At 65.8% G+C, this 24,041-nt stretch carries 23 protein-coding genes; 11 read left to right on the top strand and 12 right to left on the bottom strand.

Annotation, left to right across the window (positions count from 1 at the left end):
* The first annotated feature begins 435 nt into the window (after nucleotides 1–435).
* Nucleotides 436–687 (top strand): outer membrane lipoprotei OprI, encoded by a 252-nt coding sequence (oprI, locus tag FXN65_RS16620; protein WP_003448337.1) that lies wholly within the window; start codon nucleotides 436–438, stop codon nucleotides 685–687.
* Between the two features lie 183 nt (nucleotides 688–870).
* Here oprI and FXN65_RS16625 read toward each other — a convergent pair whose 3' ends face one another.
* The 3 genes from FXN65_RS16625 to FXN65_RS16635 form a co-directional block, all read right to left on the bottom strand.
* Entirely contained in the window at nucleotides 871–1,833 is a 963-nt protein-coding gene (locus FXN65_RS16625; protein WP_151134444.1) for a L,D-transpeptidase family protein, read from the bottom strand.
* Between the two features lie 73 nt (nucleotides 1,834–1,906).
* Nucleotides 1,907–2,188, bottom strand: a complete 282-nt coding sequence (locus FXN65_RS16630) for a hypothetical protein (protein WP_151134447.1) — start codon at nucleotides 2,186–2,188, stop codon at nucleotides 1,907–1,909.
* A 56-nt stretch (nucleotides 2,189–2,244) separates the two neighbouring features.
* Nucleotides 2,245–2,850, bottom strand: coding sequence for an arylesterase (locus FXN65_RS16635; RefSeq protein WP_151134450.1), 606 nt, complete (start codon nucleotides 2,848–2,850; stop codon nucleotides 2,245–2,247).
* A 10-nt stretch (nucleotides 2,851–2,860) separates the two neighbouring features.
* Here FXN65_RS16635 and FXN65_RS16640 point away from each other — a divergent pair, with 10 nt between their 5' ends.
* Genes FXN65_RS16640 through greB form a run of 3 tightly spaced genes read left to right on the top strand, consistent with a single transcriptional unit; the run spans nucleotide 2,861 to nucleotide 6,580 of the window.
* Nucleotides 2,861–3,544, top strand: coding sequence for an ABC transporter ATP-binding protein (locus FXN65_RS16640; RefSeq protein WP_151134453.1), 684 nt, complete (start codon nucleotides 2,861–2,863; stop codon nucleotides 3,542–3,544).
* Nucleotides 3,544–6,048 carry an ABC transporter permease gene (locus tag FXN65_RS16645; RefSeq protein WP_151134455.1) on the top strand — a complete coding sequence of 835 codons (2,505 nt, stop codon included), beginning with the start codon at nucleotides 3,544–3,546 and terminating at the stop codon, nucleotides 6,046–6,048. The genes FXN65_RS16640 and FXN65_RS16645 overlap by 1 nt, the downstream gene beginning before the upstream one ends.
* 34 nt (nucleotides 6,049–6,082) lie before the next feature.
* A complete protein-coding gene (greB, locus tag FXN65_RS16650; protein ID WP_151134458.1) occupies nucleotides 6,083–6,580 on the top strand; it encodes a transcription elongation factor GreB in 498 nt (165 codons plus the stop codon).
* A gap of 12 nt (nucleotides 6,581–6,592) precedes the next feature.
* Here the strand turns inward: greB and FXN65_RS16655 are convergent, their stop codons facing one another.
* On the bottom strand, nucleotides 6,593–6,901 hold the full coding sequence (locus FXN65_RS16655) for a class I SAM-dependent methyltransferase (protein WP_151134461.1): 309 nt from the start codon (nucleotides 6,899–6,901) through the stop codon (nucleotides 6,593–6,595).
* A 197-nt stretch (nucleotides 6,902–7,098) separates the two neighbouring features.
* On the opposite strand from FXN65_RS16655, the gene thpR reads away from it, so the two are divergent.
* The 3 genes from thpR to FXN65_RS16670 all read left to right on the top strand — a co-directional run bounded on the left by thpR (nucleotide 7,099) and on the right by FXN65_RS16670 (nucleotide 9,876).
* The gene (thpR, locus tag FXN65_RS16660; protein ID WP_151134464.1) at nucleotides 7,099–7,629 is read left to right on the top strand and encodes an RNA 2',3'-cyclic phosphodiesterase; all 531 of its coding nucleotides are present in this window, start codon (nucleotides 7,099–7,101) and stop codon (nucleotides 7,627–7,629) included.
* A 210-nt stretch (nucleotides 7,630–7,839) separates the two neighbouring features.
* Nucleotides 7,840–8,784 carry a triacylglycerol lipase gene (locus tag FXN65_RS16665; protein WP_151134467.1) on the top strand — a complete coding sequence of 315 codons (945 nt, stop codon included), beginning with the start codon at nucleotides 7,840–7,842 and terminating at the stop codon, nucleotides 8,782–8,784.
* A 54-nt stretch (nucleotides 8,785–8,838) separates the two neighbouring features.
* On the top strand, nucleotides 8,839–9,876 hold the full coding sequence (locus FXN65_RS16670; protein ID WP_151134469.1) for a lipase secretion chaperone: 1,038 nt from the start codon (nucleotides 8,839–8,841) through the stop codon (nucleotides 9,874–9,876).
* Nucleotides 9,877–9,921: 45 nt separating this feature from the next.
* Here FXN65_RS16670 and FXN65_RS16675 read toward each other — a convergent pair whose 3' ends face one another.
* Together FXN65_RS16675 and FXN65_RS16680 are read right to left on the bottom strand one after the other, a co-directional pair.
* The gene (locus tag FXN65_RS16675) at nucleotides 9,922–10,356 is read right to left on the bottom strand and encodes a DoxX family protein (RefSeq protein ID WP_151134471.1); all 435 of its coding nucleotides are present in this window, start codon (nucleotides 10,354–10,356) and stop codon (nucleotides 9,922–9,924) included.
* Nucleotides 10,357–10,457: 101 nt separating this feature from the next.
* Nucleotides 10,458–11,879, bottom strand: a complete 1,422-nt coding sequence (locus tag FXN65_RS16680) for an MltF family protein (protein WP_151134473.1) — start codon at nucleotides 11,877–11,879, stop codon at nucleotides 10,458–10,460.
* A gap of 231 nt (nucleotides 11,880–12,110) precedes the next feature.
* Here FXN65_RS16680 and FXN65_RS16685 point away from each other — a divergent pair, with 231 nt between their 5' ends.
* The 3 genes from FXN65_RS16685 (at nucleotide 12,111) to FXN65_RS16695 (ending at nucleotide 14,994) form a co-directional block, all read left to right on the top strand.
* A complete protein-coding gene (locus tag FXN65_RS16685) occupies nucleotides 12,111–12,917 on the top strand; it encodes a TatD family hydrolase (RefSeq protein ID WP_151134475.1) in 807 nt (268 codons plus the stop codon).
* A gap of 106 nt (nucleotides 12,918–13,023) precedes the next feature.
* Nucleotides 13,024–14,505: a methyl-accepting chemotaxis protein gene (locus FXN65_RS16690; RefSeq protein WP_151134477.1), complete on the top strand. Its 1,482-nt coding sequence runs from the start codon at nucleotides 13,024–13,026 to the stop codon at nucleotides 14,503–14,505.
* Between the two features lie 129 nt (nucleotides 14,506–14,634).
* Nucleotides 14,635–14,994, top strand: a complete 360-nt coding sequence (locus FXN65_RS16695) for a DUF962 domain-containing protein (protein ID WP_151134479.1) — start codon at nucleotides 14,635–14,637, stop codon at nucleotides 14,992–14,994.
* 79 nt (nucleotides 14,995–15,073) lie between these two features.
* Here the strand turns inward: FXN65_RS16695 and FXN65_RS16700 are convergent, their stop codons facing one another.
* From FXN65_RS16700 to FXN65_RS16725, 6 genes are all read right to left on the bottom strand, one after another.
* The gene (locus FXN65_RS16700; RefSeq protein WP_151134481.1) at nucleotides 15,074–15,871 is read right to left on the bottom strand and encodes an acyl-CoA thioesterase; all 798 of its coding nucleotides are present in this window, start codon (nucleotides 15,869–15,871) and stop codon (nucleotides 15,074–15,076) included.
* A gap of 117 nt (nucleotides 15,872–15,988) precedes the next feature.
* Nucleotides 15,989–16,750: a CHAD domain-containing protein gene (locus FXN65_RS16705; protein ID WP_151134483.1), complete on the bottom strand. Its 762-nt coding sequence runs from the start codon at nucleotides 16,748–16,750 to the stop codon at nucleotides 15,989–15,991.
* Between the two features lie 54 nt (nucleotides 16,751–16,804).
* Nucleotides 16,805–18,793: a transglutaminase TgpA family protein gene (locus FXN65_RS16710; protein ID WP_151134485.1), complete on the bottom strand. Its 1,989-nt coding sequence runs from the start codon at nucleotides 18,791–18,793 to the stop codon at nucleotides 16,805–16,807.
* Nucleotides 18,790–19,737, bottom strand: a complete 948-nt coding sequence (locus FXN65_RS16715) for a DUF58 domain-containing protein (protein WP_151134487.1) — start codon at nucleotides 19,735–19,737, stop codon at nucleotides 18,790–18,792. The genes FXN65_RS16710 and FXN65_RS16715 overlap by 4 nt, the downstream gene beginning before the upstream one ends.
* Nucleotides 19,737–20,654: an AAA family ATPase gene (locus FXN65_RS16720; protein ID WP_151134489.1), complete on the bottom strand. Its 918-nt coding sequence runs from the start codon at nucleotides 20,652–20,654 to the stop codon at nucleotides 19,737–19,739. The genes FXN65_RS16715 and FXN65_RS16720 overlap by 1 nt, the downstream gene beginning before the upstream one ends.
* Before the next feature lie 87 nt (nucleotides 20,655–20,741).
* On the bottom strand, nucleotides 20,742–21,404 hold the full coding sequence (locus FXN65_RS16725; RefSeq protein ID WP_151134491.1) for a transglutaminase-like domain-containing protein: 663 nt from the start codon (nucleotides 21,402–21,404) through the stop codon (nucleotides 20,742–20,744).
* Nucleotides 21,405–21,555: 151 nt separating this feature from the next.
* Between FXN65_RS16725 and FXN65_RS16730 the strand changes: the two genes are divergently transcribed.
* Entirely contained in the window at nucleotides 21,556–24,003 is a 2,448-nt protein-coding gene (locus FXN65_RS16730) for an acyl-CoA dehydrogenase (RefSeq protein ID WP_151134493.1), read from the top strand.
* Nucleotides 24,004–24,041 lie beyond the last annotated feature (38 nt).

Raw genomic sequence — 24,041 nt, forward strand, 5'->3', positions numbered from 1 at the left:
TGCGCTTCGCCTTGGATATCGGAAGCAGCGCAAGCTTATCAGTGGGCAGCAATCACAACCACGCGGACACTTTGAATGGGCGAAGATATTTTACGAATCCCTGAAAAAGTTCCCTTTTCCAAGCATTTTTTTAGCGCGGGCAACATCCGTACTCGGGTCGGAGTAACGCCTGTCCGAAGATGGTGAGGAATCCGCGCACATGACCGGCGTGGGCCTACACTTGCTTACTCGACTGATCAAAGAACAATCAGTCTGGCCATTTTTTGATCAGCGACCTCGTTATTTGCTCGTGAACTAGCCGGCAAGCTGAAAAAAATGTGCCTGCCTTGCACAAGGTCAGTTTACTTACTACAAGTTATGGGTAGTATGTACGCCGGCTAATTTCCCAAGCTCGGGGAATTGCTTTATGGAAATGTCCACCTTAAGGGGAACACGATGAACAACGTTCTGAAATTCTCTGCTCTGGCTCTGGCCGCAGTTCTGGCCACCGGTTGCAGCAGCGTATCCAAAGAAACCGAAGCTCGTCTGACTGCTACTGAAGACGCAGCTGCTCGCGCTCAGGCTCGTGCTGACGAAGCCTACCGCAAGGCTGACGAAGCTCTGGCCGCCGCTCAGAAAGCCCAGCAGACCGCTGACGAGGCTAACGAGCGCGCCCTGCGCATGCTGGAAAAAGCCAGCCGCAAGTAATAGCCTTCTGGCTATTAAGCCGACCCGGTCAAACGGGTCGGCTTTTTTATTGCCCGCCATTTTCCACCACGCTCTTCAATCGACCCGGCCTCCCTCTCCGAGTTACATGAACGCCATGTTGCAGGCAAAAGAAAAAGCCCGCTGGCGAATCGCTCAGCGGGCTTCGTTGAAGCAGGAGTTCGATCAGAGCTCAGTATTGGGCACAGTCGCCGCAACTGCGGAGTTGGGCTCGGCGATTTCCACCGGCAGGCCGTCTTCAGCTGCAACTACTTCGCGCACCACATCCCAGTCCAGCCGGATGGTATTCACCAGCTCTTCACGCTTGAGCAGCGCATTGATCACGGCAGTGTGCTTGTCCACCACCGACGGGTCGCCATTGTCATCCAGCGGCGCGTGGGCTTCCAGGTAGACCTTGCCGCCGCTGACGCCAAACTTGTAGGGCTCGTTGACGATGCGCACCGAAGTACCTACCGGCGCCATCGCCGCCAGGGCCAGCACGTTGTTGTTCAGCATACGGAAGCAGCCGTGGCTGACGCGCATGCCGATGCCGAACTTCTTGTTCGAGCCGTGAATCAGGTAACCCGGCACGCCCAGGTTGAACTTGAATGGACCAAGGGGGTTGTCCGGACCCGGCGGCACCACGGTGGGCAGCGGATCGCCGTCGGCGGCATGCTCTTCGCGGATCGACTTCGGGGGATACCAGGCCGGATTGGAAGTCTTGGCAGTGATGGTGGTGTGCGCGATGGGCGAACCCCAACCTTCACGACCGATACCCAGCGGGTAGGTATGAACCACATTCTGCCCTTTCGGGAAGTAGTACATCCGGTACTCGGCGAGGTTGATCACGATACCCTCGCGCGGACCCGGCGGCAGGATGTAGCGGGTCGGCAGGATGATCTCGGTGCCAACGCCCGGGAGCCAGGGATCGACGCCGGGGTTGGCGGCGACCATCTCCAGGTAGCCCAGGTCATTGGCGACACCGATATCGGCGAAGGTGTCTTCGTACTTGGCCTTGATCACCTGGACCTGGCCGACGATGTCTTCGCCGGGCGGAGGCAGGGGCAGCTCGAGGGCTGCGACGGGCCCCGCCACCAGCAGGGATGCTAACGACAGGGAGCGGGCGACGGCTGTAAAGCGCGGCAACATCCGGGAATCCTTGACAAACTGACTGATTGAAAGACTCGGAATTCTACACTGGCGCGAGCCGTGTCGGGAGCCCTCAGGCTCCCGACCAGACCGAGTGCTGCCCCTGACGCTGGGCCTCGAGGGTCGAGCGGCAGTTGGTGCACAGGCGACGGTCACGCAACAGGCCCTGCTCCAGATTACTCCAGCGGGGCTGGGCTGGCAGCAGGCCACCACAGAGGGTCCGGTCGGCGAATCCACCCAGTTCCAGCTGGCGAGCCACCAGGTGCAGGCGCACTTCGCGGCATGCGAACAGGTCGAGTTGCTCGTCGGGCTCAATCACTTTGTAGCCAAACAGGGACCAGACGGGGCGCGGCATGGAGGACTCCAGGGAGGGTGCGCAACATTAGCCGAAAGCGGGCCTCGGGAAAAGCGTCAGAGCATGGGTTCCAGGGTCGGCCAGACGTTGTCCAGCAACTTCGGCTGGGCCTGCAACGCCGGATGCAGGCCATCGGACTGCATCATCCCCGGCACGCCACCCACACCTTCGAGAAAGAACGGCACCAGCGGCACCTGTTTCTCGGCGGCCAGGTTACTGAAGACGTTGGCGAAAGCCGTGGTGTAACGCGCCCCGTAATTGGGTGGCAGACGCATGCCAAGCAGCAGGACCGACGCCCCCTGCGCCTTGGAGCTGTCGATCATGCTGGCAAGATTCTGTTGCAATTGCGCAGGCGGCTGACCGCGCAATCCATCATTGCCGCCGAGTTCGATGATCACCAGCTCCGGCTTGTGCTCGGCGAGCAGGTTCGGAAGCCTGGAGACCCCGCCAGCGCTGGTATCGCCGCTGATCGAGGCATTCACCACGCGCTGTTTGAAGCCCTTCTCATCCAGGCGTTTTTGCAGCAGGGAGACCCAGCCCTGGCTGGATTCCAGCCCGAAAGCGGCGCTGATACTATCGCCGACGACCAGCACGGTCCCCGCCATGGCCTCCTGCGCCAGAATCAACAGTGACAGGCAGCCGCCCAACAACCAGGCACGCATTGGATTCTCCATGAGCGCAAGCATTCTCGATGCGCGGAACCTTAGCAAAGTGGTTCCCAGCGCGGAAGGCGAGCTGATCATCCTTCACGACCTCTCCCTCAACCTTGGCAAAGGCGACAGCCTGGCCATCGTCGGCAGCTCCGGGTCCGGCAAATCCACCCTCCTCGGCCTGCTCGCCGGCCTCGACCTGCCCAGCGCGGGCGAAGTGCACCTGGCCGGCCGCGCCCTGTCGAGCCTGGATGAGGACCAGCGCGCCCGGGTCCGTGCCGAACACGTCGGCTTCGTCTTCCAGTCATTCCAGCTGCTGGACAACCTCAATGCCCTGGAAAACGTCATGCTGCCCCTGGAGCTGGAGGGCCACCGCGACGCCCGCGCCCGCGCCCGCCAACTGCTGGATCGGGTCGGCCTGGGTCAGCGCCTCAGCCACTATCCGCGCCAACTCTCCGGTGGCGAGCAGCAACGCGTCGCCATTGCCCGCGCCTTTGCCGCCGAACCCGACGTGCTGTTCGCCGACGAGCCTACCGGCAACCTCGACAGCCACACAGGCGAGCGCATAAGCGACCTGCTCTTCCAGCTCAACCAGGAGCGCGGCACCACCCTGGTTCTGGTAACCCACGACGAGCGCCTGGCTCATCGCTGCCGGCGCCTGATCCGCCTTGAAGGTGGCCGTCTCGTCGACCAGGTGGAACCCTGATGGGACGCCTTCCCCTTGCCCGCCTGCTGGCAATGGCTGCCCGCCAATTGTGGCGCGACACCCACAGCGGCGAGTTACGGGTGCTGTTCTTTTCCCTGTTGGTCGCCGTCGCCGCCAGCAGTGCAATCGGCTACTTCAGTGCCCGTCTCAACGCCGCCATGTTGCTGCGCGCCACTGAATTCCTCGGCGCGGACCTGCTGCTGAGCGGTTCGTCTCCGGCCAGCGCGGAGCAGCTCGATCGCGGGCGTCAACTCGGCCTGAAGCACTCCAGCGCCGTGGAGTTCTCCAGCGTGATCGCCGCCGACAACGGCATCCAGCTCTCCAGCGTCAAGGCGGTCGACCCCGCCTATCCACTGCGCGGCGAACTCAAGAGTGCCGCCCAGCCCTATGGCGAGGAAACCGTTGGCAGTGGCCCGAAACCGGGCGAAGCCTGGGCCGAAGCGCGACTGTTCGCAACACTGGATCTCAAGCCCGGCGACAGCATCGACGTCGGGCAGAAGACCCTGCGCCTGACCCGCGTGCTCACTTACGAGCCGGACCGCGCCGGCGACTTCTACAGTCTCACCCCACGAGTGCTGATCAGCCGGGGTGACCTCGAAGCCACCGGCGTGGTGCAGCCCGGCAGCCGTGTGCGCTACCGCGAGCTCTGGAGTGGCCCCAACGAAGCCCTGAACCAGTACCGGGCACTGATCGAACCCGGCCTGGAAGCCAGCCAGCGTCTGGAAGACGCCCGCCAGGGCAATCGCCAGATCGGCGGCGCCCTCGGTCGCGCCGAACGCTACCTGAACCTGGCCAGCCTCGCCGCCGTACTGCTCGCGGGCGTCGCGGTCGCCCTCTCCGCCGCGCGCTTCGCCGCGCGCCGCTACGACGCCAGCGCCCTGCTGCGCTGTCTCGGCCTGTCCCGTCGCGAAGCCCTCTTTCTATTTGGCATGCAGCTGGCGCTGCTCGGGCTGCTGGCCAGCGCCCTGGGCGTGGTTCTCGGCTGGCTCGCTCAAGCGGTCCTGTTCAAACTGCTGGGAGGATTGCTCCCGGCAGTGATTCCGTCCGGCGGACTGGTACCGGCGCTGGCGGGTATCGCCACCGGCCTGCTGGCCCTGGCCGGATTCGCCCTGCCCCCCCTGGCTGCGCTGGGCCGGGTGCCGCCACTGCGAGTCCTTCGCCGCGATCTGCTGCCACTGCCACCCAGCGCCTGGCTTATATATGGAGCCGCGCTGCTGGCCCTCGGGCTGATCATGTGGCGCCTGAGCCTGGACCTGAAACTGACCCTCGCCCTGCTCGGCGGCGGCCTGATCGCGGCCCTGCTTCTGGGTGGCGCACTACTGGCCGGACTGAAAGGCCTGCGCCGGCTCCTGGCCAGCGCCGCCCTGCCCTGGCGCCTGGGCCTCGGCCAACTGCTGCGCCACCCACTGGCGGCGGCCGGACAATCCCTTGCCTTCGGCCTGATCCTGCTGGCCATGGCACTGATCGCGCTGCTGCGCGGGGAGCTGCTGGACACCTGGCAGAACCAGTTACCGGAGAACGCCCCCAACCATTTCGCCCTCAATGTACTGCCGGCCGAGAAAGACGCCTTCGCCAGCCGCCTCGCCAGTCTGTCGCCCCATCCCGCACCGCTCTACCCGGTGGTGCCCGGCCGTCTCACCGCGATCAATGGCGAGGCCGTGCGCCAACTGGTGAGCAAGGACTCCCAGGGCGAACGCGCGGTTCAGCGCGACCTTAGCCTGACGTGGTCCGCCCAGCTGCCCAGCGACAATCGCCTCGTGGCCGGACATTGGTGGAGCGACCTCCACGGCGGAGGACTGCCCGGCGTATCGGTAGAAGCCAAGCTTGCCGAAAGCCTTGGCCTCAAGCTGGGCGACCGGCTCACTTTCAGCGTTGGCGGCTTGCAGCGCGACGCCCAGGTAACCAGCCTGCGCGAGGTGGATTGGGACAGCTTCCAGCCGAACTTCTACATGATCTTCGCCCCGGATACCCTGGCCGACCTTCCCGTCACCTACCTCACCAGTTTCTACCTGCCGCCGCGCCATGACCGCGAACTGGTGGAGTTGTCCCGCGCTTTCCCGGCGGTCACGCTGCTGCAGGTGGAGGCGATCCTGGCGCAGCTGCGCAGCATACTCGCCCAGGTCACCCTGGCCGTGGAGTTCGTGCTGCTCTTCGTGCTTGCAGCGGGCCTGGCCGTGTTGTTCGCCGGCTTGCAATCCACCCTGGACGAACGCATCCGTCAGGGCGCGCTGCTGCGTGCCCTCGGCGCCGAGCGCCAGCTGCTGATGAAGGCGCGGCGCGCCGAGTTCGCCCTGCTCGGCGCTTGCAGCGGCGTGCTGGCGGCGCTCGGCTGCGAACTGGTCAGCGCCCTGCTCTACCGCTTCGCCTTCGACCTCAGCTGGCAACCCCATCCCTGGCTGCTGATGCTGCCGCTGCTGGGCGCCGTGCTGGTGGGTACCGCTGGCGTGATGGGCACTCGCCGCGCACTCAACGCCAGCCCACTGACGGTCCTGCGCGAAGCTTGATAGGCTTTGCCTCCCGAATTTCCGCAGGACCGCCATGAGCCGTTATCGCCCGCCCCGCACCGCCGGCACCCCCCTGATCACCCCGGAAGGCGAAGCCCGCCTGCGCGCCGAACTCCACGAGCTGTGGCACGTGCGCCGGCCCAAGGTCACCCAGGCCGTGAGCGAAGCGGCTGCCCAGGGCGACCGTTCGGAGAACGCCGAGTACACCTACGGCAAGAAGATGCTGCGGGAAATCGACAGCCGCGTACGCTTCCTGACCAAGCGGCTGGAGAACCTCAAGGTGGTGCGTGATCGACCGGCCGATCCCGGCAAGGTCTACTTCGGCGCCTGGGTGACGCTGGAAGACGACGATGGCGAGCAGGCCCGCTACCGCATCGTCGGGCCTGATGAATTCGACCTGAAGCAGAACCTGATCAGCATCGACTCCCCTCTCGCTCGCGCCCTGGTGGGCAAGGCGCTGGATGCCGAAGTACGGGTCAACGCGCCCACCGGGGAAAAGACCTGGTACGTGGTCGAGATCGACTACCCGTAACGCCGCCGGATATCAGCGGCGGGTGATGAGCCCCTGCCGCGCCACCCGCACCAGTTGACCCAGCACTTCCGGCAGCGCTTCGGCCGACGGCGCCTGGATCACGGCCATGTCGAAACTGTCACTGGCAAAACGGGCGAGTGATTCACCTTCATGGGCGAACTGGATGAGGAAGTTGCGTGGACGGCCCCAACGCTTGGGCCAGCCTTCGAGATAACGCAGGAGTGTCGGCTGGTGGGAGCCGCCGAGCAGGATTCGCGGATTGCGCAATGCCAGCCCAGTGGTGATCGGGGCTAGTCGGAGCAGGGGTTGGGGACAGGTCATGGTGTCATGTCTCCGCCTCGTTGGGTCCCGCTGGGCAGCGGTGAGAGGCGACACCGAACCAGCGTTTTAGCGGTATTTAGAAGCCTCTGATGACTTCCGCGCCCCGCAAGTAGCTGACTAAATCGGCGCATGGGGCGACATCCTAGAGAAGCCCGCGCAATACTGTCAAGGCGACCATTTCGCCTTGGGAGACGCCCATGAGCACTCCGCCGCTGCGCCTGTTCTTCGCCATTCCCTGCTGCCCCCAACTGGCCCATGAGATCGTTGATTGGCGCGCCCAGAACCCGGTCGAAGGCAAGCCGGTCGCGCCGGAGAACCTGCACCTCACCCTCGCCTTCCTCGGCTCGCAACCCCGCGGCCAGGTGGAAGCCCTGGCAGCACTGGCCGCAAGCCTGACCCCCAGGACATTCATCCTGCACCTGGACCGCCTGGCGCGCTGGAAGAACGGCTTGCTGCACCTGGCCCCGAGCCAGGTCCCGCCAGCCCTGGCCGACCTGGAGCGCAGCCTCCGCGAGCAGTTGCTGATCTCGGGCTTCAACCTGGAGACACGTCATTTCAAACCGCACCTGACCCTGGCCCGGCACTGCCCAAGACTGCCCTCGACTCCCACCCCAACCTTTGATTGGCCGGCGACCGAATTCGCCCTCTACGCCTCGGAAAACACCGCCAAAGGCACGCGCTACCACGCCCTCGGACACTGGCCATTGCGGCCTCCGGCCCCAGCCTGACGTTTCGCCGCGTAACAGCGAAGTGGCAGACATCTTCGGGTGAACGGATGTAAACCTCCGCGAAAAGCCCGATCCAGAGCGCTCATCCGCGACATGTGCTGAATGGCATGGTTCCTGCCCTCGGCCCTGCTTGAAGTGCACGCCCAGGAGGGGCGTGGCCATGCCAGGGAATGCAGACAGGCCCACCCACGCACAACATCGAGAGCGCACATGAAGAACAACAAGACCCTGCTCGCCCTCTGCCTTGCCGCCGGGCTCGCCGCCTCGGAACAGGCCCAGGCACTCTGGTTCGGTTCCAGCGGTTATACCCAGACCCGCTACCCCATCGTCCTCACCCACGGCATGCTTGGTTTCGACAGCATCCTCGGCGTCGACTACTGGTATGGCGTTCCCTCAGCGCTGCGCCGCGATGGCGCGCGCGTCTACGTCACCGAGGTCAGCCAACTGAACACCACCGAAGCCCGCGGCGAAGAGCTGCTGGAACAGGTGGAAGAAATCGTCGCCATCAGCGGCAGCCCCAAGGTCAACCTGATCGGCCACAGTCATGGCGGCCCGACCATTCGCTACGTGGCGGCGGTAAGGCCAGATCTGGTCGCATCGGCCACCAGCGTGGGCGCTCCGCACAAGGGCTCGGCCGCTGCCGACTTCATCCGCAACGTGCCGCCGGGCTCGGCCGGCGAGGTCTTGCTTGCAGGCATCGTCAACGGTCTGGGGGCACTGATCAACTTCCTCTCGGGCAGCAGCAGCGACCTGGAGCAGAATGCCCTCGGCTCTCTGGAATCGCTGAACAGCCAGGGCGCGGCAGCCTTCAACGCACGCTTCCCGCAGGGCCTGCCCACTACGGCCTGCGGCGAAGGTGCCTACCAGGTCAACGGCGTGCGCTACTACTCCTGGAGTGGCACCAGCCCACTGACCAACGTACTGGATGTCAGTGATGCCATGCTCGGCGCCAGTTCCCTGACCTTCGGCAGCGAAGCCAACGACGGACTCGTGGGGCGTTGCAGCTCGCACATGGGCAAGGTGATCCGCGACGACTACCGGATGAATCACCTGGACGAGGTCAACCAGACCCTGGGGCTGACCAGTTTGTTCGAAACCGATCCGGTCACCGTCTATCGTCAACAGGCCAACCGGCTGAAGAACGACGGCCTATGAGCCCTGCCCGCGGGGCCTTCGGCCCCGCACTTCCCCTGCCTGCCGAGAGCCCCTGTGAGAAGACTCCTGCTGCTGCTCCCGATCGCCTTCGCCGGCGCCCTGGCCATCCTGCTGCAATGGGGCGGCAAACCCGCCCCGGCGGCGTCCAGCATGGCTCCTGCAGTCATGAGCAGCGCCATGTCTGCTCCCCCGGCGCCACTGCCAGCCAGCCGGAGCGAACCACGCGCACCATCAACGGAGGCAATCGGCACAAGGACGATGCCGGCTTCACTGTCTGGAACGGCGGTGGACGGTCGTTTCCATCTCGATTCCAGCGGCAGTCTCCTGATCACCGAAGACATTCGGCGGATCTTCGACTACTTCCTCAGCACCCAGGGCGAAGAACCATTGACCGGCAGCATCCGGCGGCTGCGCGGCTACATAGCCGAACAACTGAACGCCCCGGCGGAAGGCCAGGCCCTGGCGTTGCTCGACCAGTACCTCGATTACAAGCGCCAGCTCGTGCAACTGGAGCGCGACATGCCACTGCTCGCCGACCTGAATGCCCTGCGCCAACGCGAAGCAGCGGTGCAGGCGCTGCGGGGGCGGATCTTCAGCATCGATGCCCACCAGGCATTCTTCGCCCTTGAGGAGGCCTACAACGCCTTCACCCTGAAGCGCCTGGCCATCCAGCGGGACAGCAGCCTGGAGCCGGCGACCAAGGCTGCTGCCATCGACCAGCTGCGCAGCACCCTGCCCGACGAGTTGCAAGCCCTGGCGGCGAGCCAGCTGCAGGCTGAACTTCGGGTCCAGGTCGGCGCGCTCAGGGAATCAGGTGGTACTCCGGAACAGATTCGCCAGCTCCGCCAGCAGTTGGTCGGCGCCGAAGCCACTATTCGACTGGAAGCCCTCGACCAGCAACGCCTGCAATGGCAACAGCGGCTGCAGACGTATCTGAAGGAGAGGTCTCGCATCGAAGCCAGCGAGGGACTGAGCCAGGGCGACAAGGCAGCGGCCATCGCCCAATTGGAGGAAGAAGGATTCAATCCGCAGGAGCGTTTGCGCCTGCAGGCCGCCGCCGAACTCGCGGCAGCCAGGAAAAAGCAGCCCTGAAAACGCAGAAAGGCCCGCCGAAGCGGGCCTTTCTCTTTAACAGGTTCAGTTGCCCAGGTTGCGGTCCAGGGACATCTTGCCGGCGCCCTCCACCAGCAGGGTGGCACTGATCAGGCCGAGGATCATCGCGTACTCGAAACCGCCGTTGGTGATGAAGAAACCACTGGCCCAGTGCACGCTGAAGATCGCCACCACCATCGCGACGATCAGCGCCACCGCGGCCGGGCGCACCAGCAAGCCGATCACCAGGGCCAGGCCGCCGAAGAACTCGGCGCTGCCGGCCATCAGGGCCATCAGGTAACCCGGGGTCAGGCCGATGCTTTCCATCCATTGACCGGTGCCCGCCAGACCGTAACCGCCAAACATGCCGAAGAGTTTTTGCGAACCGTGGGCCATGAAGGTAAGGCCGGTGATGACGCGCAACAGGGTGATGCCATAACCGGCGTTGGTGGCGAGAATGGGTTTGATCGGGTTGCTCATCGAGGTGTTCCTTGCGTTGTGGGAGTAGATGAGCACAAGCTTAGTAGAATTTTTTGATATTAAAATCGGAAAATTCTCAGCGCAAAAATCGAATAATTCGATTATTTACGCCCCTTGGTGACCTTTTTCGAAGGTTCCAGTAGATAACGCTCGCGATCGAAGGCCAGGTAGTACTTGTTCACGCTGTTGACATAGCTGACCACCCCCATCCCGGCCTGCTCGGCGGCAATTCGCTCCACCTGGAAGAACCACTGGTTGGGGTTCAGGCCGCGTCGCCGGGCCTCCGCGCGCATACCCTGGACCCGCTGCGGCCCCAGGTTGTAGGCGGCGAGCACGAAGGCCATGCGTTGGCGCTCTTCCAGCTGGGCGCTGGAGAAGAAGCTGCGCCGCAACATTGCCAGGTATTTGGTGGAAGCCTGCACGTTGTTATCCAGCTTCTGGATATTCCCCACGCCGACGCTGCGCGCCGCCCCAGGGGTGATCTGCATCAGGCCGGTGGCCCCGCTGGCGCCCCTGGCCGCCGGATTGAGGCTGGATTCCTTGTAGGCCAGGGCCGCCAGGTTCAGCCAGTCGAAATCATGCTGGTCGGCGTAGCGCTGCAACACCGGGCGCACGCGCTCCAGGCGCTGGCGCTCACTGTGCGCGAGGGGGTTGTGGACCTTGTAGAGACGCCGGTAGACACGCTGGAAGGCGGCATCCTGGTCGTCCGGAGCCCGGTACTCGGCCAGGAAGCGGTCGACGCTGGCCCGCAGGGTCGGTGCGTCCCGGCGAACGAACCAGGTCATGTCGCCCTGCCGGTCCAGCACCAGATGCTTGTCGAGGCGCAGCTTGGGCATCACCTTGGCCCAGCGCTCGGCAATCGGCTGCTCTACCGCCGTCAGCGGAAAGATGCCGGCCTGGACCATCTCCAGCACATCCTCCACCGCCAGGGTCGGGTCGACCCATTCGATGACGATGGGCGCCAGCTTGCGCCCGGCCAGCTTCTCGTTGACCTGGCGCAGCGCCTCACCAGCGGCACTGCCCACCGGCAGCGCGATGCTGCGGCCGGAAAGTTGTTCCAGGTGCTGGTAACGACGCTGTCCCTGGCGGCTGACCAGCACCAGCGGCACGTCCTTGCGTAGCGGCGCACTGGCGCTGACGGCGGCGCCCACGCCCGGGTACATCAACTCGCCGGGCGCCACCAGGTCACCCTCGCCGCGCTGCAGTGCCGGGAGTAGCTGGTCCTTCGCCTTGGGGATGAGCTTCAGTTTGATTTCGCGCCCGTCGCGGGCATTGCGATTGAGGTACTGCTCGAAAGCGCGGACGCGGTGATATTCCACGCCTACCTGTTCGCCCTTGACCTCACCCGAGCTGTTGCGGCTCTGGTTCACCAGCACCTTGAGCACACCACTGCGGCGGATCTGCGCCAGGTCACGGGCTTCGGCCGGTTGCTGCCAGACTTCCGGCGGGCCCGCCAGACGCGCGCTCGCCGCGGCGGGCAGCAACGCGAGCAGGCAGAACAGGATCAGCAGCGGTCGCGTCATCGGATCTCCAGGGACGGGGCTTGGCGTCAGCGCGCGCATGAGCGTTCAGGGCTGCGCCGCGAATCCTTGGCTGGTCAGCGAGGGGCGCGGAGAGTGTCACAGCTTCGCCCCCGATGCCAGCCAAAGCGTGGCATTGACTTCAATATGCGCCGCCAAGTTCCTGTAAGTATTGGTTTTTTTGAATTATTTCGAGCTTTGTTATGCTGCCCTGCTCCAATCCGAGGTAGCACCATGCAACTCATCGACATCGGCGTCAATCTGACCCATCCCAGCCTTGCCCGCGATGTCCGCGCCTTGCTGGAGCGCGCCCACGCAGCCGGCGTCTGCCAACTGGTGCTGACCGGCACCAATCTGGAGGACAGCGAAAAGGCCCTCCTGGCCGCCGAACAATTGGACGAAAGCGGTCTGCGACTGTTCAGCACCGCCGGTGTCCACCCACACGAGGCGAGCGACTGGAACAGCGATTGCGAGCGCCAACTTCGAGTGCTCCTGGGTGAAGCGCGGGTGCGTGCGGTAGGCGAATGCGGGCTGGACTTCAATCGCGACTTCTCGCCACGCCCGCAACAGGAAAAGGCGCTGGAAGAGCAGCTCGCGCTGGCCGCCGAGCTGGGCAAGCCGGTGTTCCTCCATGAGCGCGACGCCGACGAACGCCTGCTGGCCATCGTGCGGGAGTTTCGTGATCGCCTCCCCGCCGCCGTGGTGCATTGCTTCACCGGCGAGAAGCGCGCCCTCTACGGCTACCTGGACCTCGACCTGCACATCGGCATCACCGGCTGGATCTGCGACGAACGCCGTGGCATCCACCTGCACGATCTGGTGCGCGCCATTCCCCGCGGCCGCCTGATGCTGGAGAGCGACGCCCCCTATCTGTTGCCGCGCAGCCTGCGGCCGAAACCCAGGCACGGACACAACGAGCCGGCCTTCCTCACCGAAGTGCTGCGGGAGGTGGCCCTTCATCGCGGCGAGAGCCAGGAAGAGCTGGCGCGCCACACCACCGCCTGCGCCCGCGCCTTCTTCGGCCTGCCAGCCATCGACTGAAGGCGGCTTTCCAGTGCCCTCTTGATTCGGATCAACTTCGGTAGGAAATTTCCGTCAGAAAATGCTGGCACCTTGCCAACACCGTCCGAGTCATAAGAAGAACATCATGGGTACCTGGATTCGCGATATTTCCCTCAGATACAAGTTCTGGGCCGTCAATGCGGTGGCCTTCTTCACCACCCTCCTGCTGGTCCTGCATGCCCTTTTCCTGGAGCAGCAGGGCCGCGCCGAGGATGCTCGCGCGGCAGCTGCAGCCCAGGCACAGCTGCTGCGTTCCTGGCCCGCCGGCCAGGCGTTGCCCTCCTCGCCCCGGATCCTCGCCTTCGACGCCGGCAGCGCACCGCAATTGCCCGGCGGCCAGGCCCTGGTCAAGGCCAGCGGCTGGGTTGCCCTGGAACACGATGGGCTGTTCGGCAATGACCCCGTCACCGGCGCCCAGGTATTCGATCGCGCCGATGGCCAGCGTGTCGCGGTCCTGGCCAGCAGCCCAAGCCTGATCCAGCTATTCGGTGCCCGTCTCGTGGAATACGCGATCTCCGTATTCCTGCTGATGGTCGCCTTGCTGGCGGCCTCGCAATTGCTGATCCGCTTCCTGCTCAGCCACCTCAATACCCTCAAGGACGTGATGCTCCACGTCGAACGCAGCGGCGACCTTTCCGCCCGCGTGCCGCTGGACAGCCGGGATGAAGTGGGCCAGATGGCCAGCGCCTTCAACGCCATGCAGGCCGGTTATGAGCGCGTGGTGAGCACAGTTGCCCAGGCTGTCGCCCGCCTCGATGAAGGCGCCGCGCGGCTGGCCACCAGCATGGGTGAAGTGCGTCAGGGGATGCTCGGGCAACAGAGCGAGACCGACCAGGCCGCCACCGCCATCAACGAGATGTCGGCCACCGTCCACCACATCGCCCAGCACGCCGCCGACACCCGCGACCAATCGCAGAATGCCGACCAGTTGGCGGGCGCCGGACAGCTCGTGGTGGAGCGTGTCGAACAGTCCATCTCCGGGCTTTCCTCCGGCGTGCAGCAGACCGCGGAAATGATCCAGCGGCTGGCCGAGGACAGCCAGAAGATCAGCGGCGTGGTCAACGTCATCCACGGCATCGCCGAACAGACCAACCTGCTGGCGCTGAACGCCGCGATCGAGGCCGCCCGCGCCGGGGAAATGGGCCGAGGCTTCGCCGTAGTGGCCGATGAAGTGCGCAACCTGGCCAAGCGCGTACAGGACTCCACCGACGAGATCACCAGCATGATCACTGCGCTGCAGTCCGGCACCCGCGACGCCGTGGAATTCATGCGGGAAAGTTCGATCAAGGCCGACGACTGCGTGCAGGCTGCCCATGAGGCCGGCGCCGCCCTGGCCGCCATTACCGGGGCGGTGGCACAGATGCGCGAGAGCAATACCCAGATCGCCGTGGCAGCCGAACAACAGAGCCAGGTGGCCGAAGAAATGACCCGCGCCGTGGTGGGCATTCGCGACGTCACCGAGCTCACCGTCGGCCAGACCGTGGAGTCCGCCTCTACCAGCAATGAACTGGCGGGGCTGGCCAGCGAGCTTTCACAGGCCATTCGCAAGCTCAAGCTGCGCGCCTGAGCCGGATCTGCTGCGCCTTGCGAGGCCAAAAACCTCTCGGTTTGCGGCTATCCGCTCCATAGGAAGAAGGCATTCGCCGGTCCGCAAGGGCCGGACTATGCTGCCGTCATTCCCCCCAAGGAGACGGTCATGGGCAAGCGACTACCCAATCTGCATGCGTGGCAATGGCGGACCTATTCCGACAACCACCAGCACCCCGCCAACCTGATCCTGCACATCATTGCGGTGCCGATCTTCATCGTCGCAGCACTGAGCCTGGCGAACGGCCTGTTCACCTTCAGTTTCCGCGCGCTGGTGCTGGGGGTGATCGGCATTCTCGCCTCACTGGCGCTGCAGGCCCGCGGCCACAAGCTGGAAGCCGTGCAGCCGGAACCCTTCAGCGGTCGCAAGGATGCCATCGGCCGGCTGCTGGTGGAGCAGTTCGTCACCTTCCCGCGCTTCCTGCTCAGTGGCCAGTGGTGGCGCAACTGGCGCAACAAGAAGCGCTGATCAGTCCGGGTGGATGAAAAAAAGCGTCATCCACCCGTCACCGGAATGTCGTTCGCCGCGATGAATCGTCGGCAAGGACTCAGCCGAATACCACCACCGTCTGCCGGCTCATGGCGACCAGTTCGCCCTCGGGGCTCCACAGCGCCGCTGCGGCATGGCCGTAGCCATCACGGGCATGTTCGATGCGCGCGCGGTACTTGCACCAGTCGTGGGTATCCAGCTTCGGCAGCGGCTGCACGAACTCGATGGTCCAGGTCAGGGTGCTGCCCGGCACGGGGGACGGCAGATGCGGCACGGTAGCTGGCGGCCAGGCATCCACCAGGGCCAGCAGATGGGATTCGGTGACCACCTCTTTAACCACATCGCCACGGAAGCGTACCCAGCCCCCCATATCGCGCTCGCGGCTGTTGGAGAACGGCAGGCCGCCAATGGACCAGCGCATGGCCAGGTGGCGGGTGAATTCCGGGGTAACGCCGGGGATGAAGGGCAGCTCGAAGCAGTCGGCGACCGGCTTCATCTCGGGCGCGGGCTCGGCTTCCAGTTGCACCACCGATTGGCGCGAACCGCCGAAACTGCCCTGCACCAGCGCCACAACCTGGCCCTTCTGTACCACGCGGCAGAACACCTGGCTCACCGCCTTGCCTTCGCGCAGCAATTCGGCCTCGAAGTTGGCCGGCACCTCCGGCTCCAATGGACCGACGAAGGTCATGGCCAGGGAGCGCACTGGCCTGCCCGGCTCGACCTTGGCACGCATGGCTTCGAATGCCAGCGCGGCGACCACGCCGCCGAATACCGCACGCCCCTGCCCCCAAGTAGCAGGCACAACCATTTCGCCCGGATAGCGGCGAGCGGCCTGGATCAATTCGGAAAAATTCATCTGAAATCCCTGTAGTCAAACGCCCAGGCGGCGATCTTAGGGCATTGCCTCGCCGGCCCGAAAGGCGCGGCGCAGGGCTGCCACGCCAAGGCAAAGGGGAGAACGGCCAAGGCCGGGTCAACCAAGGCGGCGCTGCAACTTCTCCAGCACCCGGTCCGAACGGACTTCGGCGGCATGCATGGCGACCTGCCAGGCGCGGACCCGCGGCCGCAGGTCCGGCTCTTTTTCCGCGCGGGCCAGCCATTGGACATGATCGTGCCAATTGCCCAAGGCGGTCTGCGCACCCACCAGCAGCTGCCGGGTCCGCGAGGACAGTTCGACCCGATCCGGGTAGACGTCCAGCCCATAGCGCAGCCGCTTGATCAGCAAGCGCAGACGATGACGATCATGGCCTGGCGCGCGCAGGGCCTGCTCGACCTGCCGGCGACTCTTGCCGAGAAATTTCTCGATCTTCTTCTGCAGCCCCGTCACCAGGCCTTCGCGATCATACGCCCGCATCAGGTGAGGCCAGGCTTCGAGCACCTGCAACAGACGCGTCAACTCCGGCGCCAGAAGGAGCTGCGCATAGCCGCTGTTCAGCGCCAGCTCGCGAGCCGGGACCAGGCGCTCCAGGCGATGGCTGCGCAGTTCGATGATCAGCACTTCCAGATCCCGCAACGGGCTGCTCAGCCTCGCCAGGTCGGCCGCCGCCTGGTCCAGCACATCCACCGCCGCCAGGCCACGCAACGGGCGCAACAGACTCCGCAATCGCCTCGTCGCCACCCGCAGGTCGTGCAAAGCCTCATCATCGGTACGCGCCACCAGACGTTCGGTACAGGCACGCAGACGAATCTCGAGGGCAATGACCTGAGCGATCAGGTCGTCCAGCAGTGCGGCCATCTAGCGTCTCTCCAGAAATCGGGCCCGGACGGGCAGCGCATTACTCAGCATGGATCATCCGCGTACAGGTCGCAGGCGCCAGGGCAATGACTTGCGCAACGCTGTCAGCAACCGCTGCGGGTCAGCCCCCTGGTGAGCGGCATAGCGGCTGGCTTCGAAGGCAGCCGCGAAGGCACGGATCTGCCCGGCCTGCCCAGGCAGCTCGCGACTGGCGCGCTCGGCGAAGGCGCGCGGCCCCTCTCCGGTTCCGCGCGACACGCCATGGCGCGCCAGCAGGCGCTCGAATGCCTGGAACTGGCGCAACTGCGGGTCGCGCTCACGGCGCCAGGGCGCGAACAGGAACAGCGCCAGTAACGCCATCAGCACCGCCCCGGCCCCTACCAGCCCGACGCCAAGGACGCGGCTGTCCCGGGAACCGAACCAGCGCTGTACCAGTTCCACCTGGGCTTCGCCCTGATAACCCAGCACCCAGCGCTGCCAGCCGTAGTTGAGGTTGTCCCAGGCCAGGCGCACCTGGTTCAGCCAGGACACCTGCCGATAGCGCAGGGGGGACAGGGGCGAACCTTCAAGGAAGCTCTGTTCGCCGGATATGGCCTCTTCCAGGCCGCGTTCGATGCGGCTCGGCGCCACCTGGAAGGTGGGGTCGACGCTGATCCAGCCGCGCTCCGGCAGCCAGTACTCCACCCAGGCATGGGCGTCGAACTGATGCACCAGCACGTAGTTGCCGGCGGGGTTCAGTTCTCCGCCCTGGTAGCCGGCCACCACACGCGCCGGGATGCCGGCCGCGCGCAGGACGTAGGTCATGGCGCCGGCATAGTGGGCGCAGAAGCCCCGTCGGGTATCGAAGAGGAAGGCGTCGATGTTGTCTTCCCCCAGAGGCAGCGGCTTCAGGGTGTAGACGTAGGGCTCACGATTGAAATGCGCCAACAGCGCGTCCACCAGTTGCTGCGGGTTCGCATGCTGCCGCTTGAGCTCGGCTGCCCAGGCCCGGGTACGGGGTTCGCCCTGCTCCGGCAATTGCAAGGCCCGGCGCAATGCCGCCGGGTTTCCCGCCGGCTCGCGCACCGCCCCCGGCCAGGAGGTGACCTGATAGAGCAAGGTGCGATCCACCGGCTGGCGTCGTTCCAGGCGGAAATCTGCCCGGCTGCGCACGTCCGGCTCGCGGGTCTCGGCCACATCCAGCCCGAACAGCCAGGGCCGCCCGCTGGGCTGCATGACGATGCTGTAGCGCAGCGGCTCGCCCTCCTTGCGCCAATCGGCCGCCGGACCGAACTGGGAGCCCAGGGTTTGCGACCAGCGGCGGCCGTCGAAGCGCTCCAGGGTGAGCGCGCGCCAGTAGAGCTGACTCATGGGCGGTACCGTGCCCTCGAAGCTGGCACGGAAGGCCAGCTCACCGGAACGGCTGAGCTCGGCGACGTCCGCCGGGCTCATGGCGTCCGCCAGGCCGGTGACGCCCTTGTCGTTCGGCAATGGCAGCGACCAGAGCGGGCCCAGGCGCGGGAAGAACAGGAACAGCAGCAGCATCAGCGGCGCGGCCTGCAGGAGCAGGCTGCCGGCGGCCCTCAGCGGTACCAGTGGATGCTCTGCGAAGCGGCTCTGTTGCAACCCCACCAGGGCGGCCAGCAAGGTGCAGAGGGGGAGCAGGCTGTAGAGGGCCGCGAGCATACCGTCGTTGAACAGGTACGCGGTGACCTGGGTGAAGAATCCCAGCAGCACCAGCACCAGCGCATCGCGCTGGCTGCGCAACTCCACCAGTTTGAGGATGAACACCGCCACCAGCAGCACGACAGCCGCATCCAGCCCCACCAGCGTGCCCCGGGACAGGGATACCCCGAGGGCCACGGCGAGGATGAGCCCGGTCTTGACCAGACCGCTGGGGTACTGGGCGCGCATGCGGAAAATCTGGATGCGCCAGCCGGCGCACCCCAGCCACATGGCGATGATCCACAGCGGCAGGTGCGGCAGCAGTGGCAGGATCACCAGCACCTGGGCGACCAGCAGCCAGATCAGGCCGATGCGGGTGATGAGCAGGCTGGCTTTCATCGCGGCGTCCCGAACAGGGCCAGGGCGCGCAGGCAGGCTTCGCGGTGGGCGTCCCCGGAATCCACTGCCAACTCCTGCGCCCCCAGTCGCAGGCCGAAGGGCTGGCCACGGGCGGACAACTGCAACACCCAATGGCACAACAGGCCGAGGCGCTCTTCGAGGTCACCGCTCAACGGGTCCAGGTCGAGCCAGAGATCACGTCCGGCCAGGGCGGCGAAATCCTTCACGAACAGGCCCTGCCCCCGCGAGTAGGCCTTCCAGTGCAAGCGCCGGCGCGAATCGCCCGGCTGGTAGGCGCGCAATCCCTGATAGTCGTCCGCTCCGGCGCCAAGCACGTGCTGGCCGTCATCACCGTCATCTTCGCCACGCCCTGGCATCAACGGCAGGTCGCCCTCCAGCGGGCGTGGGTAGACCAGCAGCGCCTGATCCAGGTCCACCCAGCTCCAGGCCACCAGCAAACCGAGGGGATAGCGGCTTTCTACCCGAAGGCGCCTGGGGCGCAGCCAGCCACGGCGTTCGGTGGGAAGGTGCAGCTCCACGTCGCAGGCGCCCCTGGCCGCCACGTCCTGAACCTGCAGGGGAAAAGGTGGCCAACCAAGGGCAATGGCCTGGTGTTCGCGGCGGGTACTTTCCAGCGTGACGTGGAAGTGCGCCTGTTCGCCGAGGAATACCGGGGCACCGCCCGCCGCCTTGAGGTTCAGCCCCGACAGGTTGCGGAAGGTATGCAGAATGGCAACCAGGAATACCGACAGCAGCAGGAAGGTCAGCCCATAGGCCAGGCTGTTCTGGTAGTTGATCGCCACCAGCAGCATCGGCACCAGCGCCACGCCGAAGGCGGCGCCGGCACGGGTCGGCAGGATGAAGATGCGCCTCTGGTCGAGCCGCACCTGATTGGCCGGCGGGATGCGCCGGGCCAGCCAGCGATCGACCTGGACTTCCAGCATCAGAGCGCCGGCACTTCGCGCAGCAACCACTGCACCAGCGCGCCACCGCCATGACCTGAGGGATCTGCGCGCTCGCGCAGGCGGTGCCCCACGACGGAGGGCAGCACGGCCTGGACGTCTTCGGGAATCACGTAATCGCGCCCGGCCAGTAGCGCCCAGGCACGGGCAGCCGACAGCAGCGCCAGACTGGCGCGCGGCGACAGCCCCCAGGCGAACTGCGGCTGGCTACGGGTGGCGTCCACCAGGCGCAGCACGTAGTCAACCACGGCATCACGGGCTATCACCTTGGGCACTTCGGCCTGGATCAGCCCCAGTTCGGCATGGGTGAAGATGGGCTCCAGGCGCGGCAGCAGTTCGCGGCGCGACTCGCCCTGCAGCAACGCCTTCTCCGCCGCCTTGGCCGGATAGCCCAGGGACAGGCGCATGAGGAAGCGGTCCAGCTGCGACTCCGGCAAGGCGAAGGTGCCACCCTGGCTCGCCGGGTTCTGGGTGGCGATGACGAAGAAGGGCTCCGGCAATGGGCGGGTCGCACCTTCGATGGTCACCTGCCCTTCTTCCATGGCCTCCAGCAATGCGCTCTGGCTCTTGGGCGTGGCGCGGTTGATCTCGTCGGCCAGCACCAGCTCGGCGAACACTGGGCCGGGGTGGAAGACGAACTGGCCACTGTCCTTGTCGAAGACCGAGGTGCCGAGGATGTCGCCGGGCAACAGGTCGGAGGTGAACTGGATGCGCTGGAAGCTCAGCCCCAGCACCCTCGCCAGGGCATGGCCCAGAGTGGTCTTGCCCATGCCGGGCAGGTCTTCGATCAACAGGTGTCCACGGGCCAGCAGGCAGGTCAGGGCCAGGCGCACCTGTGCCTCCTTGCCCAACAGCACCTGATTGACCGCGTGCAGGCAGGCATCCAGTTTGGTTCGCATTCGTCGCTCCCTGTGTGATGCGACGATGCTACTGGCAGGCCGGGCAATGGCAAAGTGCCCGGCAAACTTTGCTTATGAAACTGTGCGTCAGCTCGCTGCGGCGGCCTCGGCGTGCAGGTCGCCCGACAGGAACGGCGAGCCTTCCTGGAACAGGTGCGGATAGACAGACGCCAGGTGGTCGAAGAACAGCGCCTCGGGTAGATCGGCGAACTGGCCGTGGTCCGCCAGGTATTCCATGTAGCGCTCACCCTGGCGATTGAAGGGGTGGAAGATGCTGTCGCTGCGCCCATCGAACTCCAGCGGGGCCACGTTGAACATCCGGCACAGCGCGAGGTTGAAGGCCGGCGTGGCCTTGACCCAGCGCTCCTCGAGGTACAGCTCGGTGTAACCGTGCATGGCGAACACCTCGCTGCGCAGCAGTTCCAGCAGCCGGGGCGTGGCCAGGTGATTACGCACATCGGCCAGGCCGATGCGCGCGGGAATGCCGCAATGCCGCGCGCAGGCGGCCAGCAGGATCGCCTTGGGCACGCAGTAGGACTCGCCCGCCGCCAGGGCATGGCTGGCCTTCAGGGTCTCGGGATCGCGGCTGAACACGTAGGGGTTGTAGCGAACCTCGTCACGCGCCGCGAGGTAGAGGCTGACGGCCGTATCGACGGGATCGCGGCTGGCGCCACGGTGTCTTTCCGCGAACTCGACCACCAGGGGGTGGTCACTATCAACGAAGCGGCCGGGTTCCAGATAGCGCTGCATGGGGAAATCTCCTGCGGACATGGCGCCCAGTCTATCCAGCCCGATTTCCTTGCGGATACGACATTCCGGCCAAGTTTGGCTCTCCTGTCGCCACGCTCCTGGATGGCGACTAAGCTCGTGACGCGCCTGCCACCATCAAGGAGGATCGTTCATGCTGTTCTTCTGGTTGCTCGCCCTGGCCCTGGGTATCGCCTGTCTCGCCCATCGCCGTACCGCGCCATTTCCCGCCCTGGGCCTGGTGGCCGGCTTCCTGCTGCTGATGGGTTACTTCAGCCACGCCCCGGGCTGGCTGTTGCTCCTGTTCTGGCTGGGCTGGCTCGCCACCGCCCTGCCCCTGGCAATGCCGGAACTGCGCCGCCGCTGGCTCAGCGCCCCCCTGTTCGCCTGGTTCCAGCGAGTGCTGCCGCCCATGTCCGAAACCGAGCGCGATGCCATCGAGGCCGGCACCGTCTGGTGGGACGGCGAGCTGTTCAGCGGCCGGCCGGACTGGCGCAAGTTGCTGGACTCGCCCCGCCCGCAACTGACGGATGAAGAACAGGCCTTCCTCGATGGCCCCACCGAAGAACTCTGCGCCATGGTCAGCGACTGGGAAATCGGCCAGCAGCTGGACCTGCCCCCCAGGGCCTGGGCGCACATCAAGCGGCACGGCTTCTTCGCCCTGATCATCCCGAAGGAATATGGCGGCAAGGGTTTCTCCGCCTATGCCCATTCCCAGGTGGCGATGAAGCTGGCGACCCGCAGTGCCGACCTCGCTTCCACCGTGATGGTGCCCAACTCCCTCGGCCCCGCCGAGTTGCTGCTGCACTACGGCACCGACCAGCAGCGCCAGCGCTACCTGCCACGCCTGGCGAGCGGCGAGGACATTCCCTGCTTTGCCCTGACCGGCCCACTGGCCGGGTCGGACGCCAGCGCCATGCCGGACCTGGGCATCATCTGCAAGGGCCAGTGGCAGGGCGAGGACGTCATCGGCCTGCGCCTGACCTGGGAGAAGCGCTACATCACCCTCGGCCCGGTGGCCACGCTTCTCGGCCTCGCCTTCAAGGCCTACGATCCGGAGCACCTGCTGGGCGAAGAGGAAGACCTCGGCATCAGCCTCGCGCTGATCCCGACCGACACCCCCGGCGTGGAGATCGGCCGGCGCCACCTGCCCCTCGGCGCCGCCTTCATGAACGGCCCCAACTCCGGCAAGGATGTGTTCGTGCCGCTGGACTTCGTCATCGGCGGCCAGGCCATGCTCGGTAAAGGCTGGATGATGCTGATGAACTGCCTTTCCGTGGGCCGTTCGATTTCCCTGCCGGCGGCGGCCACCGGCGCGGCCAAGTTCACCAGCCTGGTGACGGGCCAGTACACCCGTATCCGCGAGCAGTTCAATGTGCCCCTGGCGGCATTCGAAGGGGTCCAGGAAGCCCTGGCACGTATCGCCGGTAACGCCTGGCTGATGGACAGCGCGCGAATCCTCACTGCCAGCGCGGTGGACCAGGGAGAAAAGCCCTCGGTGCTTTCGGCCATCCTCAAGTACCACCTCACCGAGCGCGGCCGCGAATGCATCGGCCACGCCATGGACGTGCACGGCGGCAAGGGCATCATCCTCGGCCCGAGCAACTACCTTGGCCGCGCCTGGCAGGGAGCCCCCATCTCCATCACGGTGGAAGGCGCCAACATCCTCTCGCGCAACCTGATGATCTTCGGCCAGGGAGCCATCCGCTGCCATCCGTTCGTGCTCAGGGAAATGGCCCTGGCCAGCCGTGAAGATCGCCACCAGGCGCTGGAAGAGTTCGACCAGCTGTTGCTCAAGCACATCGGTTTCGCCGTGGGCAATGCTGCCAGCAGCCTGCTGCTGGGCCTGAGCCTGGGGCGTATGGGCGACGCTCCGGGCGACAACCTCAGCCGTCCCTACTTCCGTGCCCTCGACCGCCTGGCCGCGGCGTTCGCCCTGCTGGCTGACAGCAGCATGTTGCTGCTCGGCGGCGAGCTGAAGCGCCGGGAGAGGCTGTCCGCGCGCCTCGGCGACGCCCTCAGCCATCTCTACCTGGCCTCGGCGGCTCTCAAGCGCTACCACGACCGCGACTATCCCGAGCATCTGCAACCCCTGGTGCGCTGGGCCCTGGAGGAGAGCCTGGGCAAGGCCGAGTCGGCCCTGGACGGGCTGCTGGGCAACTTCCCCAACACCATCGCGGGCGGCCTGTTGCGGGTACTGGTGTTCCCCCTTGGCCGCCGCCATCCAGGCCCATCGGACGCATTGGACGCCGAGGTCGCCGGGGTGATCGGCCGTGACCGAGGCGACCCGGCATTGGAGGAACTGCTGTCTGGCTGCTATCGCCCACACTCCGCCGACGATCCGGTAGGCGCCCTGCAAGTCGCCATCGACCAGGCCGGCCACAGCCGCCCCCTGCTGCAGAAGCTTCAAGCGGCGGTGAAGTCCGGCCAGTTGCGTCCTGCGCCGGGTGAGCCGTTGGTAGACGCGGCCCTGGCAGCGGGCCTGCTGGATGCGGATGACGCGCGGCAGGTCCGCGCCGCCGAAGCGGCACGGCGGCGGGTGATCGACGTCGACGACTTCGCCAAGGAGGAACTCCACCTCCGCGAGGGCGGCATCCGCTGAGCCCCGGGCACGACAGCGGGCGCGGGGGGCCTTATACT

This window comes from Pseudomonas lalkuanensis, assembly GCF_008807375.1.
Lineage (GTDB): Bacteria > Pseudomonadota > Gammaproteobacteria > Pseudomonadales > Pseudomonadaceae > Metapseudomonas > Metapseudomonas lalkuanensis.

Bases quoted from the DNA above. Each gene is read 5' to 3' on its own strand.
- oprI (WP_003448337.1), top strand. From the start codon at position 436: ATGAACAACGTTCTGAAATTCTCTGCTCTGGCTCTGGCCGCAGTTCTG.
- FXN65_RS16625 (WP_151134444.1), bottom strand. From the start codon at position 1,833: ATGTTGCCGCGCTTTACAGCCGTCGCCCGCTCCCTGTCGTTAGCATCC.
- FXN65_RS16630 (WP_151134447.1), bottom strand. From the start codon at position 2,188: ATGCCGCGCCCCGTCTGGTCCCTGTTTGGCTACAAAGTGATTGAGCCC.
- FXN65_RS16635 (WP_151134450.1), bottom strand. From the start codon at position 2,850: ATGCGTGCCTGGTTGTTGGGCGGCTGCCTGTCACTGTTGATTCTGGCG.
- FXN65_RS16640 (WP_151134453.1), top strand. From the start codon at position 2,861: ATGAGCGCAAGCATTCTCGATGCGCGGAACCTTAGCAAAGTGGTTCCC.
- FXN65_RS16645 (WP_151134455.1), top strand. From the start codon at position 3,544: ATGGGACGCCTTCCCCTTGCCCGCCTGCTGGCAATGGCTGCCCGCCAA.
- greB (WP_151134458.1), top strand. From the start codon at position 6,083: ATGAGCCGTTATCGCCCGCCCCGCACCGCCGGCACCCCCCTGATCACC.
- FXN65_RS16655 (WP_151134461.1), bottom strand. From the start codon at position 6,901: ATGACCTGTCCCCAACCCCTGCTCCGACTAGCCCCGATCACCACTGGG.
- thpR (WP_151134464.1), top strand. From the start codon at position 7,099: ATGAGCACTCCGCCGCTGCGCCTGTTCTTCGCCATTCCCTGCTGCCCC.
- FXN65_RS16665 (WP_151134467.1), top strand. From the start codon at position 7,840: ATGAAGAACAACAAGACCCTGCTCGCCCTCTGCCTTGCCGCCGGGCTC.
- FXN65_RS16675 (WP_151134471.1), bottom strand. From the start codon at position 10,356: ATGAGCAACCCGATCAAACCCATTCTCGCCACCAACGCCGGTTATGGC.
- FXN65_RS16680 (WP_151134473.1), bottom strand. From the start codon at position 11,879: ATGACGCGACCGCTGCTGATCCTGTTCTGCCTGCTCGCGTTGCTGCCC.
- FXN65_RS16685 (WP_151134475.1), top strand. From the start codon at position 12,111: ATGCAACTCATCGACATCGGCGTCAATCTGACCCATCCCAGCCTTGCC.
- FXN65_RS16690 (WP_151134477.1), top strand. From the start codon at position 13,024: ATGGGTACCTGGATTCGCGATATTTCCCTCAGATACAAGTTCTGGGCC.
- FXN65_RS16695 (WP_151134479.1), top strand. From the start codon at position 14,635: ATGGGCAAGCGACTACCCAATCTGCATGCGTGGCAATGGCGGACCTAT.
- FXN65_RS16700 (WP_151134481.1), bottom strand. From the start codon at position 15,871: ATGAATTTTTCCGAATTGATCCAGGCCGCTCGCCGCTATCCGGGCGAA.
- FXN65_RS16705 (WP_151134483.1), bottom strand. From the start codon at position 16,750: ATGGCCGCACTGCTGGACGACCTGATCGCTCAGGTCATTGCCCTCGAG.
- FXN65_RS16710 (WP_151134485.1), bottom strand. From the start codon at position 18,793: ATGAAAGCCAGCCTGCTCATCACCCGCATCGGCCTGATCTGGCTGCTG.
- FXN65_RS16715 (WP_151134487.1), bottom strand. From the start codon at position 19,737: ATGCTGGAAGTCCAGGTCGATCGCTGGCTGGCCCGGCGCATCCCGCCG.
- FXN65_RS16720 (WP_151134489.1), bottom strand. From the start codon at position 20,654: ATGCGAACCAAACTGGATGCCTGCCTGCACGCGGTCAATCAGGTGCTG.
- FXN65_RS16725 (WP_151134491.1), bottom strand. From the start codon at position 21,404: ATGCAGCGCTATCTGGAACCCGGCCGCTTCGTTGATAGTGACCACCCC.
- FXN65_RS16730 (WP_151134493.1), top strand. From the start codon at position 21,556: ATGCTGTTCTTCTGGTTGCTCGCCCTGGCCCTGGGTATCGCCTGTCTC.